This is a genomic window from Candidatus Pelagibacter sp. HTCC7211 (genome assembly GCF_000155895.1).
In the GTDB taxonomy this organism is placed as follows: Bacteria; Pseudomonadota; Alphaproteobacteria; order Pelagibacterales; family Pelagibacteraceae; genus Pelagibacter.
In genome coordinates, this window is sequence record NZ_DS995298.1 from 753,814 (window position 1) to 771,306 (window position 17,493).

General features: G+C 30.6%; 18 protein-coding genes. 10 read left to right on the forward strand and 8 right to left on the reverse strand.

Annotated elements, in window-relative coordinates; all coding sequences use genetic code 11:
- Window position 1 precedes the first annotated feature (1 nt).
- Genes PB7211_RS03950 through PB7211_RS03970 form a run of 5 tightly spaced genes read right to left on the reverse strand, consistent with a single transcriptional unit; the run spans window position 2 to window position 5,090 of the window.
- Window positions 2-1,165: a serine hydrolase domain-containing protein gene (locus PB7211_RS03950; RefSeq protein WP_008545268.1), complete on the reverse strand. Its 1,164-nt coding sequence runs from the start codon at window positions 1,163-1,165 to the stop codon at window positions 2-4.
- A 19-nt stretch (window positions 1,166-1,184) separates the two neighbouring features.
- Window positions 1,185-2,102 carry a homocysteine S-methyltransferase family protein gene (locus PB7211_RS03955; RefSeq protein ID WP_008544733.1) on the reverse strand — a complete coding sequence of 306 codons (918 nt, stop codon included), beginning with the start codon at window positions 2,100-2,102 and terminating at the stop codon, window positions 1,185-1,187.
- 3 nt (window positions 2,103-2,105) lie between these two features.
- The gene (locus PB7211_RS03960; RefSeq protein ID WP_034398987.1) at window positions 2,106-2,489 is read right to left on the reverse strand and encodes a VOC family protein; all 384 of its coding nucleotides are present in this window, start codon (window positions 2,487-2,489) and stop codon (window positions 2,106-2,108) included.
- Between the two features lies 1 nt (window position 2,490).
- On the reverse strand, window positions 2,491-3,924 hold the full coding sequence (locus PB7211_RS03965) for an aldehyde dehydrogenase family protein (RefSeq protein WP_008544195.1): 1,434 nt from the start codon (window positions 3,922-3,924) through the stop codon (window positions 2,491-2,493).
- Between the two features lie 23 nt (window positions 3,925-3,947).
- Complete coding sequence (locus PB7211_RS03970; RefSeq protein ID WP_008544738.1) at window positions 3,948-5,090, reverse strand: CaiB/BaiF CoA transferase family protein; 1,143 nt, start codon at window positions 5,088-5,090, stop codon at window positions 3,948-3,950.
- Window positions 5,091-5,178: 88 nt separating this feature from the next.
- Here PB7211_RS03970 and dctP point away from each other — a divergent pair, with 88 nt between their 5' ends.
- From dctP to PB7211_RS04000, 6 genes are read left to right on the forward strand one after another with little or no spacing between them, the layout of a single operon-like run.
- On the forward strand, window positions 5,179-6,189 hold the full coding sequence (gene dctP / locus PB7211_RS03975) for a TRAP transporter substrate-binding protein DctP (protein WP_008545301.1): 1,011 nt from the start codon (window positions 5,179-5,181) through the stop codon (window positions 6,187-6,189).
- A 53-nt stretch (window positions 6,190-6,242) separates the two neighbouring features.
- On the forward strand, window positions 6,243-6,737 hold the full coding sequence (locus PB7211_RS03980) for a TRAP transporter small permease subunit (RefSeq protein ID WP_008544142.1): 495 nt from the start codon (window positions 6,243-6,245) through the stop codon (window positions 6,735-6,737).
- Window positions 6,737-8,068, forward strand: coding sequence for a TRAP transporter large permease (locus tag PB7211_RS03985; protein ID WP_008546011.1), 1,332 nt, complete (start codon window positions 6,737-6,739; stop codon window positions 8,066-8,068). Before PB7211_RS03980 ends, PB7211_RS03985 begins: the two co-directional genes overlap by 1 nt.
- The gene (gene dusA / locus PB7211_RS03990; protein WP_008545399.1) at window positions 8,058-9,062 is read left to right on the forward strand and encodes a tRNA dihydrouridine(20/20a) synthase DusA; all 1,005 of its coding nucleotides are present in this window, start codon (window positions 8,058-8,060) and stop codon (window positions 9,060-9,062) included. The genes PB7211_RS03985 and dusA overlap by 11 nt, the downstream gene beginning before the upstream one ends.
- Window positions 9,062-9,898, forward strand: a complete 837-nt coding sequence (locus PB7211_RS03995) for a sulfite exporter TauE/SafE family protein (protein ID WP_008544667.1) — start codon at window positions 9,062-9,064, stop codon at window positions 9,896-9,898. Before dusA ends, PB7211_RS03995 begins: the two co-directional genes overlap by 1 nt.
- A gap of 13 nt (window positions 9,899-9,911) precedes the next feature.
- A complete protein-coding gene (locus PB7211_RS04000; RefSeq protein WP_008545990.1) occupies window positions 9,912-11,219 on the forward strand; it encodes a malonyl-CoA decarboxylase domain-containing protein in 1,308 nt (435 codons plus the stop codon).
- An 8-nt stretch (window positions 11,220-11,227) separates the two neighbouring features.
- Here PB7211_RS04000 and PB7211_RS04005 read toward each other — a convergent pair whose 3' ends face one another.
- Window positions 11,228-11,428, reverse strand: a complete 201-nt coding sequence (locus tag PB7211_RS04005) for a DUF2061 domain-containing protein (protein WP_008545817.1) — start codon at window positions 11,426-11,428, stop codon at window positions 11,228-11,230.
- A 61-nt stretch (window positions 11,429-11,489) separates the two neighbouring features.
- On the opposite strand from PB7211_RS04005, the gene PB7211_RS04010 reads away from it, so the two are divergent.
- Window positions 11,490-11,888 carry an HIT domain-containing protein gene (locus PB7211_RS04010; RefSeq protein WP_008545247.1) on the forward strand — a complete coding sequence of 133 codons (399 nt, stop codon included), beginning with the start codon at window positions 11,490-11,492 and terminating at the stop codon, window positions 11,886-11,888.
- 105 nt (window positions 11,889-11,993) lie between these two features.
- Here PB7211_RS04010 and PB7211_RS04015 read toward each other — a convergent pair whose 3' ends face one another.
- Window positions 11,994-12,281 (reverse strand): hypothetical protein, encoded by a 288-nt coding sequence (locus PB7211_RS04015; RefSeq protein ID WP_008544154.1) that lies wholly within the window; start codon window positions 12,279-12,281, stop codon window positions 11,994-11,996.
- Window positions 12,265-13,719 carry a phosphomannomutase/phosphoglucomutase gene (locus tag PB7211_RS04020; RefSeq protein WP_008545430.1) on the reverse strand — a complete coding sequence of 485 codons (1,455 nt, stop codon included), beginning with the start codon at window positions 13,717-13,719 and terminating at the stop codon, window positions 12,265-12,267. The genes PB7211_RS04015 and PB7211_RS04020 overlap by 17 nt, the downstream gene beginning before the upstream one ends.
- Window positions 13,720-13,898: 179 nt before the next feature.
- On the opposite strand from PB7211_RS04020, the gene PB7211_RS04025 reads away from it, so the two are divergent.
- Genes PB7211_RS04025 through PB7211_RS04035 form a run of 3 tightly spaced genes read left to right on the forward strand, consistent with a single transcriptional unit; the run spans window position 13,899 to window position 17,490 of the window.
- Window positions 13,899-15,836, forward strand: a complete 1,938-nt coding sequence (locus tag PB7211_RS04025; RefSeq protein ID WP_008544655.1) for a ribonucleoside-diphosphate reductase subunit alpha — start codon at window positions 13,899-13,901, stop codon at window positions 15,834-15,836.
- On the forward strand, window positions 15,827-16,834 hold the full coding sequence (locus PB7211_RS04030; RefSeq protein ID WP_008544435.1) for a ribonucleotide-diphosphate reductase subunit beta: 1,008 nt from the start codon (window positions 15,827-15,829) through the stop codon (window positions 16,832-16,834). The genes PB7211_RS04025 and PB7211_RS04030 overlap by 10 nt, the downstream gene beginning before the upstream one ends.
- 2 nt (window positions 16,835-16,836) lie before the next feature.
- Window positions 16,837-17,490: a class I SAM-dependent methyltransferase gene (locus PB7211_RS04035; RefSeq protein WP_008545631.1), complete on the forward strand. Its 654-nt coding sequence runs from the start codon at window positions 16,837-16,839 to the stop codon at window positions 17,488-17,490.
- Window positions 17,491-17,493 lie beyond the last annotated feature (3 nt).

The following is a 17,493-nucleotide window of genomic DNA, read 5'->3' on the forward strand; positions in this document are numbered from 1 at the left end:
TCTAGAAATTTTTATTAACAATTTCATCTAACATATTGATCATATCTCTCTTGTAATTTTCATCAGTGCCAGAGTCTGTTTCAATGACAGAAAAGTATGATGCAACAATTCCATTCTTTAAATTTATTGCTAAAAATTGACCACCAAGACCAGAATGACCAATCCAATCACCACATTTCATAGATGAATTAGAATAGTATAGATATTTGTCAGTAGATAACTCCATATATTTAGTACCCTTATTTGTAAGAGTTTCACTTAAAAATTTTTCTGAGCCAACTTTTCTATTTTCTACACCATGGCCTTTTCTAGAGAATAAAAGTCCATACCTTAAAAAATCTCTTGAAATCAAGCATCCTCCACCTGAAATCCACGGCATACTATCTCTATCAGTTCCCATATACATAGCATCTTCAAAACCCGCCGCCTCAACGGCTTCTAATAACCAGTCTTTTAATTTCTTTCCACTAACTTTCTCAATTATTACACCTAAGACATCAGTATTTGCTGACTTATAGTGAGATAAATCATTTTTATTTTCTAATGTTTCTCCCTTAATAGACTCAATTGAATTTAGAAACTCTTCTTGAACAATTTTATAATTTTGGTCGTTAGGAAGTCTCCATCCACAAACAGGCTCATGTAAAAAAGATGATGTATAGGGATCCGTATAATCTTCACTATAAGAGTTTTGTATATTCATATCTAGTACATCCTGAATTTTTGCTGAAGCATATCCAGAATTAATATTTGGTAAATATTCTGAAACAGTTTTGTTTAAATCAATTATATTTTTTTCGACAAGTTCTCCAATAAATAAATTTACAAACATTTTAGTAATAGACATAATAGTTTGGGGAGTATGTTCACTAAAATCATCTGCGTATTTCTCAAAAAGAATATCTTGATCTTTGCCAACTAATAATGAGCAGAAATATTTATGACTTATCATTTTTTGTACAGATATAATTTTTTCAATTTCAGGATTATACTTTGTATTTAAAGTTAAAACTTGATCAGATCTAAATAACAAACCATACCTATTTATTTTGTGTAAATTTCTGTATCCTTCTCTTCTTGTTTCAGGTAAATACCATTTTGGTTTATTATCTCTTATAATTTTGAGAGAGGGGTTTGGTTCACTAAAAATTTTTTTTTTATACATTAAATTTAAAATACATAATTTATTTTAAAACTGATATAGCTTTAATTTTATCTGGTCCAACGCCACAACATCCTCCAATAATTTGCGCACCATTTAATACCCATGATTTTGCCTCTTCAAGATACGAAGATGGTGAAATATCATCTACTAACTTCCAATTTGGTTTTTCAAAATATCCATTATTAGGATAAGCACCAATTGATCCTTTGTGAATTTTTTTAAGAATTTTTACTGCTTCACTTGTTACTTTAATATCAGAGTGAGCAACTAAAATTGGCCCTTTATGAAGTTGAGTAAATTTCAATAATGAATTTTCTAAATAATCATAAAACTGAGCTTTGGAATTAGTCACACTCTCTTGATACCCATGCATTAACTTTCCTTCCTCATTATTCATTGCACAAGAGATAGAAAGCCATACTGGTAAATTAATTTTAGATGAACATTCAATAATACTTTCAACTGTTTCATCTTTAGAAGTCATTGCTTCTAAAATAATCAAATCAACACCTGCATCTGATAAAATTGTTAACTGTTCAGAAAATCCAGGTGTTATCTCATTCTTTGTTAATTTATCCCAACTACCAGATGTAGAAACGGAACCAGCAACTGCAATTTCTCTCTCAGTCGAGGCAGCAGCTTTTAATGCTATATCAACAGTTTTTTTATTCCATTCCTGAGTAAATTTTTCATAACCATATTCTTTCATTGATATAGGGGTAATTGCGTAAGTATTTGATGTAATTACATCTGCTCCTGATTTTATATAATTTTCATGAACTTGAAAAAGTTTATCTGGATCATCAATTGCACTCTTTCCAGCCCACAAATCTTTGTCCATCTTTGCACCAATTTGCTCTAGTTCCCCACCATTTCCACCATCAAGTATTACAACACTATTTTTATCTAATTTTTTTTTTATGAACTGGTAAGACATTACCTATTTGTTATTTGTAAACGCACAGATTTTATTTCCATCTAAATCACGAATATAAGAATAATAAACTCCAGAACCTTCAGGTCTTTCACCGCCTGAACCTTCACTTGTTGCCCCAAGTTGCAAACCAAGTTCATGAAATTTGTCTACAATATTTCTAGAATTAGTTATAAATGAAACCTGAGAACCATTTCCTATAGTTGCTTCTTTTTTATTTACAGGTTTTGTAACATAAAACTCAACTTTTCCATCACCACCTTTTTGAGAATAGCCTGCACAAACATCATCAGTCTCAATTCGTTCTAAGTCTAAAATTTTAAATAGTTCATCATAAAATTTGATTGAACGATTTAAATCATTAGTTCCAACCATGATGTAACCGATCATATTATTTTGGCCAGTGCGTAATTGTTTTTACTTCTAAGAATTCGAGCAATCCCCATATTCCACCTTCACGTCCATTCCCTGATTGTTTATAACCACCGAATGGAGCACCTGGGTCAGCGCCATTACCGTTAACATAAATTGTTCCTGCTTTAAGTTTTTTTGAAATTCTTTTTGCTTTTTCTTTGTCTTCAGTTTGCAAATAGTTTCCAAGACCATACTCTGTCTCATTTACAATTTTGATAGCTTCTTCTTCAGTTTCAAATGGAATAATTGAAAGAACAGGGCCAAATATTTCTTCTTTAGCCACTCTCATATCATTAGTCACATCTGTAAAAATGGTTGGTTTAATAAAGTAACCTTTATTCATACCATTAGGTAGTTCAGGACCACCAGCGGCTAAGGTAGCACCTTCATCAATACCACTCTGTATTAAACTAATTATTTTATCGTATTGAACTTTTGAAACAACTGGACCTATGTGATCTCCTTTTTTAGAAGCGTGATCAACTTTTATCAAATTAGCTTCTTCGGCAGCCTCTTTTATAGCTCTTTCATAAATTGATTTTTCAACTAGCATCCTTGTAGGTGCATCACATGATTGGCCTGAATTGCTCATTACATTTCTAATACCATCACGAACCGCATTAGGGTGGGAGTCAGCAAAAACAATGTTTCCACCTTTACCACCAAGCTCAAGACAAACTCTCTTAATCGTATCAGCTCCATTCTTTAATATTAGTTTTCCTGCACGTGTTGATCCTGTAAAAGATACTAAATCAATATCAGGGTGGGTTGAAATATCAGTACCCACACCAACACCATCACCGTTTACTAGATTAAAAACACCGGCAGGAAAGCCTGCTTCATCTATCATTTCAGCAAACAACATAGCTGATATAGGCGCAATTTCTGAGGGTTTATGGATCATGGTACATCCAGTTGCGAATGCAGGAACAACTTTTAATGCTATCTGATTAATAGGCCAATTCCATGGTGTAATCAAACCACACACCCCTATAGGCTCATAACAAATTCGATTGTTTGACTCAGGACTAAATTGTTCATCAAATTTAAATTCTTTTAATCTGACTATGAAATCTTCTAAGTGTGATTGACCACTTGAAGTTTGAGCATCATTTGACCAATCCATTGGAGCTCCCATTTCCATAGATATGGCTTCTGTCATTTCAGAATATCTTTTTTTATAAATATCTAACAATTTTTCAAGAAGTTTTAACCTTTCTTCTTTCGAACTTTCACTCCATGTGACTAGCGCTTTTTTTGCAGCACTAACTGCAGCATTTGTATCCTCTTTTGAACCAAGAGAGATAGTTGCAAAGGCTTCTTCGGTAGATGGATTGATTACATCAAGATCGTTAGGTTTACTTGGAGAAACCCATTTTCCATTTATATAAAATTTTCTTTTGTCTAACATAATAATGTCTCCTTATAATATATTTAATTAAATTCCTTAAGTATTTTTTCCCGATGTTCATCTAAATCGGGTATGTCACCTCTTTTATTTGGATCTTTGTAAGCTGACATTTTAATAGGATTACCTGCTAATTTGAAATCCCCAATAACTTTATGATAAGCTTTGACAATCATATTTCTTGCTTCAACCTGTGGATTCTCAACTGCTTCTTTAATGTTGTATATAGGGCCACAAGGAATTCTTTCTTTTTCCATTTCATTTACCCACTCGTTTGTTGTTTTTGACGACAACTTATCCTCTAGGATAGTTTTTAATTTATCCATATTTTTTGCTCTAGCAGAATTGGAATTAAATTTTTCATCTATACTAACTTCTGGAATTTTTAAAACATTACATAATTTTTCAAACAATTTATCATTACCAGCAGCAACTATAATGTAGCTATCTTTTGTTTTGAAAGCTTCAAAAGGTGCAATAGAAGGATGTCTTGAACCCATTGGTTTTGGTATTTCATTTTTTGATAAATATCTAGCAATTGCATTTTCAAGTATAGCTATTTGACAATCTAGCATAGAGACATCTATGAACATTCCTTTTCCAGTTTTTTGTCTGTCATATAAAGCTGCGTTAATACCAATAGCTGTAAACAATCCAGCTGTGATATCACCAATGGATGTGCCGACTCTTGTTGGTTCTGAGTTGGGTTGACCAGTAACACTCATTAATCCTCCCATACCTTGAACTACCATGTCGTATGCTGGCAATTCTTTTAAAGGACCTGTTTGTCCAAAACCAGAAGCAGATGCATAAATGAGTTTAGGATATTTTTTATTTACTTCATCCCAACCATAACCCCATTTTTTTAACGTGCCCGGTTTAAAATTTTCTACTAAAATATCTGCTTTAGATAAAATTTTATCAAAAATTTTTTTATCATCCTCATTTTTTAAATTTAAGGCAATGCTTTCTTTCCCCCTATTAAGCGACATGAAATAAGCAGAATAGTCTTGAACAAATGGGCCAAATTTACGCGAGTCATCGCCAATTTCTGGAGCCTCAACTTTTATAACTCTTGCACCAAGATCAGATAATATCATTGTGCAATAAGGCCCAACTAATACTCTAGTTAAATCAACTACTAATAAGTTTTTTAAAGGTCCATCCATAAATTTTTGTAGTTATTTTGAAGACTTGACTCTTATCAACATCTTCATTTTAATGCACGAATTAAATAACAATTGAGAGGAAAAAATAATGTTTAAAAAATTATCTTTATATTTTACTTCATTAGTTTTGGCGTTCACAATGATTGGTTCAGCTTATGCTGTTACTTTAAAAGCAAGTCACCAATGGCCAGGAACTCCAAGAGCTGATGGATCATATGATCCGCGTCATGAAATGGTTCAAATAATTGCGGATGAAGTAAAAAAAGCTAACGTTGGAATAGATATAAGAATCTACCCAGCAAAATCTTTATATAAACCAAAAGAACAGTGGAAACCAATGACTACTGGACAATTGGATATATCAGCATTCCCTTTAGCATATGCTTCAAAGTTTCATCCAGAATTTGATGCAACATTAATGCCTGGAACTGTAAAAAATCATGATCATGCATTGAGATTTAATAAAGGTCCAATGATGACAGAAATAAAAAGAATTATTACTGACGCTGGTGTAGTAGTTCTGTCTGATGCATGGTTAGGTGGAGGATTTGCATCAAAATCTAAATGTATAAAAAATCCTAGTGATGCAAAAGGACAAGTAATGAGAGCTGCTGGAAAAGCTTTTAACCAAATGTTAGAAGCAGCAGGAGCTGGTATTCAAAGTATGCCTTCTTCAGAAATCTACACTGGATTACAAACAGGTGTATTAACAGGTGCAAACACTAGTTCGGGAAGTTTTGTAAGTTATAAAATTTATGAACAAGTTAGTTGTGCAACACCTCCAGGAAAATTTGGTTTATGGTTTATGTATGAGCCAATTCTTATGTCTAAAAAGTCTTTTGATGCTTTAAACTCAAAACAACAAAATGCACTTATGGACGCTGGAAAAGTTGCAGAAAAATATATGACTGCTCAAGTTGAAAACTTAGATAAAAAGTTTGAGGATGCATATAAAGCTGCTGGTGTAAAATTAGTTTATATGGATGAGAAAGATCACGCTGCTTGGGTTGAGATAGCAAAAAAATCTTCTCACAAAGCTTTTGCTGAGAAAGTTCCAGGTGGAGATAAATTAATGGAAATGGCTTTGGCAGTTAAATAAATATACTATATAAAGAACCCCTATTTATTCATTTTAAATAGGGGTTTTTTTTTATGAAAAATAAATATTTAAAATTTTGTGATTTTACAGCAAAAGCTTGTGGAGCTTTTGCTGTTTTGGCCTTACTTTTATCTATATTAGTTATTGTGGAACTAGTATTTGAAAGATATTTTTTTCAAAGAGCAATAACTTGGCAAACTGAACTTGTAACAATGTTACTAGTTGCTTCCACATTTATAGGAAGTGCTTATGTTTTAAGCGAAAAAGCTCACGTTAGTATGGAGTGGATTTATGATTTTATGTCAAAAAAAAGTGTTTTACGTCTCAAAATATTCACTTCATTTTTAAGTTTATTATTTTTTTTAATTTTGTTTTATTTTGGTTTTTTAATGGTAGAGGAAGCATTTACTAAAAACTATTCTACAGGAACAGTTTGGGACCCACCATTATGGATACCTTATTCATCAATGATGATAGGAGCTGTTTTAATGATACTTCAATATATTGCGGAAATTATTAAATTAACGGATGAGGCTAAGCAAAATTAATGGATCCTCTAATAATAGCAGTTATAGTAGCTGTTTTTACATTGATAGTTTTATTTTCTGGAATACCGATAGCCTTTGGTCTTAGTTTTGTATCAATAGTTTTATTGGTTGCATTTGAAGGTATTCAAATGCTCGATGTTTTTGCAGAAACATTTTATGCGGGCCTAAATTCTTTCGTACTTCTCTCAATTCCAATGTTTATTTTAATGGGAATGGCAGTAGCAAATTCTCCTGCGGGAAAGGATCTTTATACTGGTTTAGATAGATGGCTTTGGCGAGTGCCAGGGGGATTAGTTATTTCTAATATAGGTGCTTGTTCTATATTTGCTGCTTTAAGTGGATCTAGTCCAGCTACATGTGCAGCCATAGGAACAATGGGTATACCAGAAATGAGAAAGAGAGGTTACTCTGACCAAATTGCTACAGGTACTATTGCAGCAGGTGGAACATTAGGAGTCTTGATTCCTCCAAGCATAGTTTTAATTGTTTATGGAATTGCAACTGGTACATCAATTGGAAGATTATTTTTATGTGGTTTGGTTCCAGGCTTTATGTTGGCCGGCATGTTTGCTATTTGGGCATTAATACATAGTTACTTCATTGATAAAGAAGCAGCAAAAGCTTTAAGTAATAGAGTAAGACCAACCTTAAAAGAAAAACTAGAGGTGTTACCAAGAATACTACCGTTCTTAGCAATTATAGCTGGAGTTCTATATGTTTTGTATGGCGGTGTAGCAACTCCTTCTGAAGCTTCTGGTGTTGGAGCATTTTTAGTATTTGTATTGATAGCCGTAGTCTACAAAATTTATCAACCAAAAAAAATATGGAACATAGTTAAAGTATCAATGAAAGAAAGTGTAATGATTATGTTCATTATTGCAGCTTCTTATCTTTTTGCATTTACTCTTTCCCAGCTTTATGTAACTCAGTCTTTAGCTCAGAGCATGGTAGAATTAAGCTCAAATAAATGGGTAGTGTTTATATTAATAAATATATTTCTTTTGATTGCTGGTTTCTTTTTACCTCCAGTTGCTGTTATTGTGATGACATCAGCAATATTATTACCAGTTATAACAACTCTAGGATTTGACCCTTATTGGTTTGCAATTGTATTTACAATCAATATGGAAATTGGATTAATCACACCTCCTGTTGGATTAAATCTTTATATTATTAAAGGAATTACCCCAGACGTTAGTTTGTCAGAAATTTTGAAAGGCTCTATACCATTTATGATTATAATGGCTTTAGCTATTTTAATTTTATGTATTTTTCCAGAAATAGTTACATGGCTTCCTGACAAAATAATGGGTAAACCTCTTGGATACTAATAATAAAATTAGTAGAAAAATATCTGTTGCTCCAATGATGGATTGCACAGATAGACATGATCGTTTTTTCTTAAGATTAATGAGTAAAAACGTAATGCTTTATTCTGAAATGGTTGCTACAAAATCTGCAATTCATGGAGATAGAAAAAAAATCCTATCGTATAGTCCTGAAGAAAAACCCTTAGCATTACAGGTGGGTGGATCAAATAAAGATGAGTTGGCAGAAGTTGCTAAGATCGCAGAGGATATGGGATACGATGAAATCAATATTAATTTGGGTTGTCCAAGTAAAAAGGTTCAAAAAAATATGTTTGGAGCATGTTTAATGAAAGAGCCCGATCTTGTTGCAGAGTGTATTAATTCAATGGTAAATTCGTGCAATATTCCTGTTACAGCAAAAACAAGAATTGGTTTTGATCAAACTGAGGATTTTGATTATTTGAACAACTTTATTCATAAAATGCGAGATGCAGGGACCAAAACATTTATTTTGCATGCAAGAAAAGCAATGCTTACTGGTTTATCTCCAAAACAAAATTTAAATATTCCCAAACTAAACTACAATATGGTTTATGAAATAAAGAAAAAAAATCCTGAATTAGAAATAATTATTAATGGAGGAATTTCAAAGGTAAGTGAGATTGATAATCATTTAAAATTTTGTGATGGTGTTATGATAGGAAGATCAATTTATCAAAATCCATATTCATTAATAGAAATTGAAAGAGATATTTTTAATACCCACAACAATCCAACTAGAGAACAGGTTGTAGAAAAACTTTTAGAATATGCTGATAAGGAAGTAAAATTAGGAACAAAGATTAATCATATAATGAGACACACAGTAGGTTTGTACCATGGACAGACAGGTTCAAAAGATTGGAAAAGATATTTAAGTGATAACTTAATGGCCCGAGAGTCCGATTTTCAGAAAACAAAACATATTATGACAATTGTTCAAAACAATGAGAAAGCTATCCAGGCTAATTCTTAATGGAAATTTTAGATATAAATGAAATAATTAATTTATTAGTTGTTTTGTCAATAGCTGCATCAGTAGCAGGTTTTATGGCTGGCTTACTTGGAGTTGGCGGAGGTATTATAATGGTTCCAGCTCTGTACTATGCTTTTACAGTATTAGATTTTGATATTGCAACAAGAATGCATTTATCTGTTGGAACTTCTTTGGCAATAATAATTCCAACTTCAGTTATTTCATCAAAAACTCATATGGAATACGATGCAGTAGATTTTAAGTTAGTAAAATCATTCGGCATCTTTATTGTACTAGGCGTAATTGGAGGAACATTTTTAGCAGTTAATCTTAAGACATCCACATTTGTTTTATTTTTCTCAGTAATGGCATTTATTGTTGGTTTATTTTTTATTTTCTTTAGAGAAAAAGTCGTAGAAAATCCAAAAAAAATCAAAGACTCAATTAAAAATATTTCTGGGATTATCGTAGGTTTTATTTCTGTACTACTTGGTATAGGGGGAGGTTCTTTAATGGTCCCATTTATGAGAACTTTTGGTTATGATATAAGAAAATCAATTGGAACAGCATCTGCAATTGGTTTTTTAATTGCATTAAGTGGAACTATAACAATGATAACGGGAGGTAAAATAGCTGCAAATATAAATACACCTTTTAGCATTGGTTATATTAATTTACTTGGATTTATTGTATTTGTTCCTGTGACGATGTTAATGGCACGTATAGGGGCAAAAGCAGTGTATAAATTAGATAAAAAGTTATTAAGTAAGATTTTTGGAACATTTTTAATTGCTGTTTCTATAAGATCTTTTATTGAGTATTTAAATTTAACTTAAAAAAAAATAAATTATGAAGTTTAATTTAAAAGAAATTATTTCCTCAATAGCTGACGTAGGTCAAAAACTATTTAAAAAAACTGAACTTAAAAAAGATGATTTAGAGACCATAGTTTCATTATGTGATGATTTAATTTCTAATAAAGGAGCTGCTTTTGGAATTACAGTTGCAAGAGATATAACTGATTTATATCAAACACTTTCACCTGAAAATAAGCTTCTATTTTTTAAAAAGATAAATGAAAAATATAAACCAAGTCATACAAAAGTGACTGAGGCAATTGAAAATTATCAAAAAACTCAAAATGATAAAAATTTGTATAAATTATTTATTACATCTGAAGGAAAGAGAAGGGAGCTTTTCAAAAGAATGAATATGGCTCCAAATGGAATATCAACAATTGTTTCATTAAGAGAGGATTTATTAAAAATACTGGATGAAAATAAAGATCTTGTGCCTTTAGATGATGATTTAAGAGAATTATTTAAATCTTGGTTTAATCCAGGGTTCCTAAAATTAGCAAAAATTACCTGGGAAACTAAAGCTGCTGTTTTAGAAAAAATTATGAAATATGAAAGAGTTCATGAAATTAAAGATATGGATGAATTAAAAAGACGGCTTGGAGAAGATAGAAGATTTTTTTCTTATTTTCATCCAGCGCTTGAAGATGAACCAATAATTTTCGTACAAGTTGCTCTAACTAATGGTTTGGGTAGATCTATTCAAGAAATTACAAAACCAAGGTCAGATGGAGATCAAAAATATGACTCAGCAACCTTTTATTCAATTAGTAACTGTCAGGAAGGGTTATCTAGAGTTACTTTAGGAAATTTTTTAATTAAAAGAGTTGTGTTTGAAATCCAAGAAGAATTGCCAAATATCAAACATTTTGGAACACTTTCACCCATACCTGGTTTTAGAGATTGGTTTTCATATCTAGAGGATGCAAAAATAAAAAATATTTTAGGAGATGCGCCAATAGAAAATATTTCTTTTTTAAAATCACCAGACTTAAAAGTTGGTGATCCAAGGATTGTTTCAAACAAAGTATCTATTACAAAATTAGTTGCACATTATTTAATGAATGAAAAAAATAATAAACAATTACCAATAAATGATGTTTGTAGGTTTCATTTAGGTAATGGAGCTATAATTGATGATATTATTATAAATGCCAATGTATCAGAAGTGGGTTTAAATAGATCATTTGGTGTGATGGTTAATTATTTATATGAGCTTAGGAATATTGAAAAAAATCACGAAGAATATATCAATAACAAAACAATAATAATCTCTGATAAACTTAAAAAAATTATTTAAAGTATAATTTAATTAATTCCCCATTTAACTTTATTCCAAATTCTTTCATGGAAGTAGTAGAAAAAGAGAGGAATAATTGACCCAACACCTAATATGCCAGCACCTGTAAATGTGCCAGTATAAATATAGCCAAAAATCATCCAATAAATGAAAATAAAAAATCTCCAGGAAAATGTTTTTGCAATAGATCTAATTTTTTTATCTGCCATTATTTAATTATATAATAAATAATTATTGTAACAAATCTTTAAATAGTTAACTTTAGATTTAATGAATAAAATAAACAAAAATTTTTTAAAATCATCTTATCCTATAACAAATCTAAAATTATGTTCGATTAGATTAAATGATAATTTAAAGTTTCCGTGGTTGATATTAATTCCTAGAAGAAAAAATATTAAAGACATGACTGAACTTAATTCTAAAGATCAAGTATTGCTAATGAAGGAAATTATTTATGTAAGTAAAATTGTTAAAAGAATATTCAAAACTTCTAAGCTTAATGTTGAAAAAATAGGAAATATAGTTCCACAATTACATATTCATATTATTGCTAGAAAAAAAACTGATAGTTCATGGCCATTATCTGTATGGGTTGTTAAAGGAAAACCTTATTCTGCTAAAGTTTTAAATAAATTAATAAATAAAATTAGATTAGCCTTTAAATAGAAAGAGGTGATTTCAGTCTCCCTCCATCACCTCATGAATTAGATTAAACGATTCTCTGCTAATAACTAAGCACGTTTTGATTGAATCTTGATTAATTGTATAACTTTATTTTGAGATTTCTTTTTCACAAAATTTAGATGCAAATTGAGTATCCTCAATAATTTTTTCAGGATTTTGTTTAAAAACTTCTTTTAATTCCTCATCATTAAATTTTTCACCCAACTTTTGAATGGTGCACATGCAATAAGTTTTCGCTTTATTTGAGCCTAAATACTGCTTAGAATTTTGATAACATCCAATATAGATTTGTTGTTGATTTATCTCACTTAATGCTTGGTTTTTAAAAGGGATTAGTAAAAATAAAAGTAAAATTAAGCTATATTTTTTGATCATATTCCCCAATTTTCCCAGTTTTTTGAAGTAGATCATCAATAAATTCAAAGATTTTTTTCTTTCTTATATCTGATGTTGGGCTTTCAGTAACAATAACCAAAGATGGTTTATTAGATGAGGCTCTTATTAAGCCCCATGATCCATCCTTGAATGAAAATCTTACTCCATTAACTGTTAGTACATCACTAATCTCTTGATCATCAATTTTAATTTTATTTGTTTTAATTTTTTCAATTTGTTTTACTAAATCATCTACTACTTTATATTTTTCCTCATCTTTACAAAAAGGAGCCATAGTCGGTGTTTGAAAAGTATTTGGTAATTCACTTATAATTTCATTCATTTTTTTACTCTGATCATTTAGCAAATGACAGACGTGAATTGCTGAATTAATACCATCATCATATCCATAACCTAGTGGTTGATTAAAAAAGAAGTGACCACTTTTTTCAAATCCAGCTAATGCTTTTTCAGTATTTACTTTTCTTTTAATGTGAGAATGACCTGTTTTCCAATATATGGTCTCACAATTATTTTCTAATAAAATTTTATCTTTTGAATATAGTCCAGTAGATTTTACATCAACTATAAATTTCGAATTTTTATATTTACTAGATAAATTTCTTGCAATTATTAATCCTATTTTATCTGAAAATATTTCATTACCATTATTATCAATTACTCCAACTCTATCACCATCACCATCAAACCCAAATCCAATATCAGCATTATTGTCTTTTACAGCTTTAGCAATCGCATGAAGCATCTCTAAGTCTTCAGGATTAGGATTATATTTTGGAAAGGTCCAATCTAATTCACAATCAAGTTCTATTACTTCACAACCTATACCTCTTAAAATATCTGGGGCAAATACACCTGCCGTACCATTTCCACAAGCAACTACAGCTTTTATTCTTTTATCGATTTTATTGTTATTTATTAAATCATCTTTGTAGATTTGTTTAAAATTTTCAATTTGTCTTTCATCCCCTTGACCCGAAATAAACTTCTCATTTAACGTTATTTCTTTTAATTCCTTCATTTCCTCTGGTGCATGAGTTAATCCTTTTTTGATACCCATCTTAACTCCAGTCCATCCATTTTCATTATGACTTGCAGTTACCATTGCAACAGCATCAGAGTTTAAATTAAATTGGGCGAAATAAACCATTGGTGATAATGACAATCCAACATCATCAACATTACAACCAGTTGACATTAAACCTTTTTTTAGAGCTGTTTTTATCTCTTCGCTATAGGAACGGTAGTCATGACCAACTATAACTGTAGGATTATTTTTTTTGGTGTGATTAATTATTTGTGTTCCAAAACCTTTTCCAAGATTCTCTATACCTGCTTTATTTATGTTTTCTTCGTACAACCATCGTGCGTCATATTCTCTGAAACCATAAGGGTCAATTTTAATATTTTGTGACATTTGTTAATTTCTTAACCCTTTTATGTTAATTAATTGTAATTTTTTAATTTTTTTTATTGATAAATAATTTGTCACGTTCTATAAATGTTCTGTTGATTTACTGTTTATATAGTATATTAACTCAAAACGCCTACAACATGTAGTTGTTTTCGTATAATAAACAAAATATAATTAAATTTATGAACAAAATTTTATCACAAGCCCTAAAGAAAGCTGTCTCTGAATATAGCCCTAAAGTTAATGAAGTTCAAAACGATAAAAGACCAGATCTTTTTTCATTAAACAATGAAACTGAATTATTTCAAAATGATAAAGGGATTATTATTAAAATTGATCGTTCTAAAGATGCAAACCTAACAGATTTTGGTAAAGCAACTTTAAAGGATAGATACTTAGGTCATAACGAATCTTTTCAAGATTTATTTGCGCGTGTAGCAAGTTCATATGCTGATGATAATTTACATGCTCAGAGAATTTACAATTATATTAGTAACCTTTGGTTTATGCCAGCAACACCAGTTCTATCTAATGGTGGAACGAAAAGAGGTTTACCTATTTCATGTTTTTTAAATGAAGCCTCTGATAGCTTAGGTGGTATCCTTGATCTTTGGAGTGAAAATGTTTGGCTTGCTGCAAAAGGAGGAGGTATTGGAAGTTATTGGGGTAACTTAAGATCAATTGGAGAAAAAATTGGCAAAGTTGGAAAAACTTCTGGAATAATTCCTTTTATTAAAGTTATGGACTCTCTAACTATGGCAATCAGTCAAGGTTCATTGAGAAGAGGATCAGCTGCATGTTATTTACCAATTGACCATCCTGAAATTGAAGAATTTATTGAAATGAGAAGACCAACAGGTGGAGATCCAAATAGAAAAGCATTAAATTTACACCATGGTGTATTAGTTTCAGATGCATTCATGAGAGCTGTTGAAACTGATGAACAATGGGCATTAAAAAGTCCTGCTGATGGAACAATTCAACAAACTATTTCTGCTAGAAATTTATGGATAAGATTATTAACTGCAAGAATTGAAACTGGTGAACCATATATTATTTACATCGATACAGTTAATAGATTAATACCACAGCATCATAAGCTTGCTAATCTAACTGTTAAAACTTCAAATCTTTGTAGTGAAATAACTTTACCTACAGGAATTGATAAAGACGGTCATGATAGAACTGCTGTATGTTGCTTATCATCACTTAACTTAGAAAAATATGATGAATGGAAAGATGATCCTGACATGATTGGTGATGTTATGAGATTTTTAGATAATGTCTTATCTGATTTTATAAATAAAGCCCCTGATCAATTTAAAGATGCAAAATATTCAGCAGGTAGAGAAAGAAGTGTTGGTTTGGGTGTAATGGGCTTCCATTCTTTCTTGCAAAAAAATAGAATTCCACTTGAGTCAGTGATGGCAAAATCATGGAATAAAAAAATATTCAAACAAATTGATGCACAAGTAAATCAAGCATCAAAAGATCTAGCTGAAGAAAGAGGAGCTTGTCCTGATGCTGCAGAGTATGGTTATCAAGAGAGATTTTCAAACAAAACTGCAATAGCTCCAACTGCATCTATTTCAATTATTTGTGGTGGAGCTTCACCAGGTGTAGAGCCAATTGCAGCAAATAGCTATACGCATAAGACTTTGTCAGGGTCATTTAATGTTAGAAACAGGTATTTAGAGGAAATATTAGAAAGTCATGGAAAAAATGATGATGAAACTTGGTCTACAATTACTACAAATCAAGGTTCAGTTTCACACCTAGATTTTTTAACTGATTTAGAGAAAGATGTTTTTAAAACAGCTTTTGAACTTAATCAAAACTGGATTATAGAATTAAGTGGAGATAGAACTCCATTTATTTCACAAGCTCAGTCTGTTAATTTATTTTTACCAGCTGATGTTCATAAAAAAGAATTACACAAAATTCATTTTGATGCTTGGAAGAAAGGCTTAAAGAGTCTTTATTACTGTAGATCAAAATCAATTCAAAGAGCTGAAAATATCAATGATGCAAAATCAACAGATATTATGGCTAACGTTTATAAAAATAAAGCAACCAAAACTGAAGAACCAGAGTACGAGGAGTGTTTATCATGTCAGTAGTAAAAAAAGTAAATTCAGAAATTATTCAACCAAAAAAAATGGGATTACTAGTTGAAAATCCTGTTTATAAACCTTTTAGATATCCATGGTGTTACGATGCATGGTTAACTCAACAAAGAATTCATTGGTTACCAGAAGAAGTTCCATTAGGAGATGATGTAAGAGATTGGCAAAAAAATTTATCTCAGTCAGAAAAAAATTTATTAACACAAATTTTTAGATTTTTTACTCAAGCAGATGTTGAAGTTAATAATTGCTATTTAAGACATTACACTACTGTTTTTAAACCAACTGAAGTATTAATGATGATGACAGCTTTTGCTGCAATGGAAACTGTTCACGTAGCAGCTTACTCACATCTTTTAGATACTATTGGTATGCCCGAGTCAGAATATTCTGCTTTCATGAAATATAAAGAAATGAAAGATAAATATGATTACATGCAAGATTTTAATGTAAACTCAAAAGAAGACATTGCAAAAACAGTTGCCGTATTTAGTGCATTTACGGAAGGACTACAATTGTTTGCAAGTTTTGCAATTCTTTTGAATTTTCCAAGACACAATAAAATGAAAGGAATGGGTCAAATTGTTACTTGGTCTGTTAGAGATGAAACTCTTCATTGTAATTCTATGATAAGAATATTTAAAGAATTTATCAATGAAAACCCTGAAATTTGGACTCCTAAATTAAAGAAAGAACTTTATGAGGCATGTAGAACTATTATCGCTCATGAAGATGCTTTTATTGATTTAGCTTTTGAAATGGGTCCCATGGAAGGTTTAACTGCCCAAGAAGTAAAAGATTACATAAGATTTATTGGCAATAGAAGACTTACTCAATTAGGCTTGGAACCAATTTATGATGTAGATAAAAATCCACTTGGTTGGCTAGATACAATGTTAAATGCCGTAGAGCATATGAACTTCTTTGAAGGTAGAGCTACAGAATATTCTAAAGCATCAACTCAAGGAACATGGGCTGAAGCATTTAATTAATTTTGGAATACAAAAAATACTATAGAAAAACCAGTCTAAAACAAAAGGGTGTCGGTTCTTTCTTTTTAGAGGAAATATCTAAAAAAAAACCAAAATATTTTTTAGAAATTGGCGTATTTCACGGTGTGACAGCTAGAAATGTTTGTGAGCTTTTATTTAAAATCCACGGTAACAATTTTCAGTATATTGGTTTAGATTTATTCGAGGAGAACGATGAAAATAAACACGAAGTTATACCAAATACTTCTTTTTCTTCTAACCCTATAAAACAATTTTATTATAAATATATAAAAAGACAAAACCCTTACAGTTTAGATGCTGTAAAAGATCTATTAAAAAAATTTAAAGATAATATTCATTTAATTAAAGGGAACTCTAATAAAGTATTAAAAAAAATAGATATGTCTAAAATTGATTATGTTTTCTTAGATGGTGGTCATGAATATAATACAGTACTTAATGATCTTAATTGTTGTTTTGAAGTAATAAATAACGATGGAACAGTTTTATGTGATGATTATGATCTAAAACAAGCACCAGGTGTTAAAAAAGCGATTGATGATTTTATTGAAAAAAATTCTTTTAATTGTTCAATTATATGTAATGGTAGATTTGCAAAAATAGAAAAATTTCATATACATAACGAAAATCATTAAATG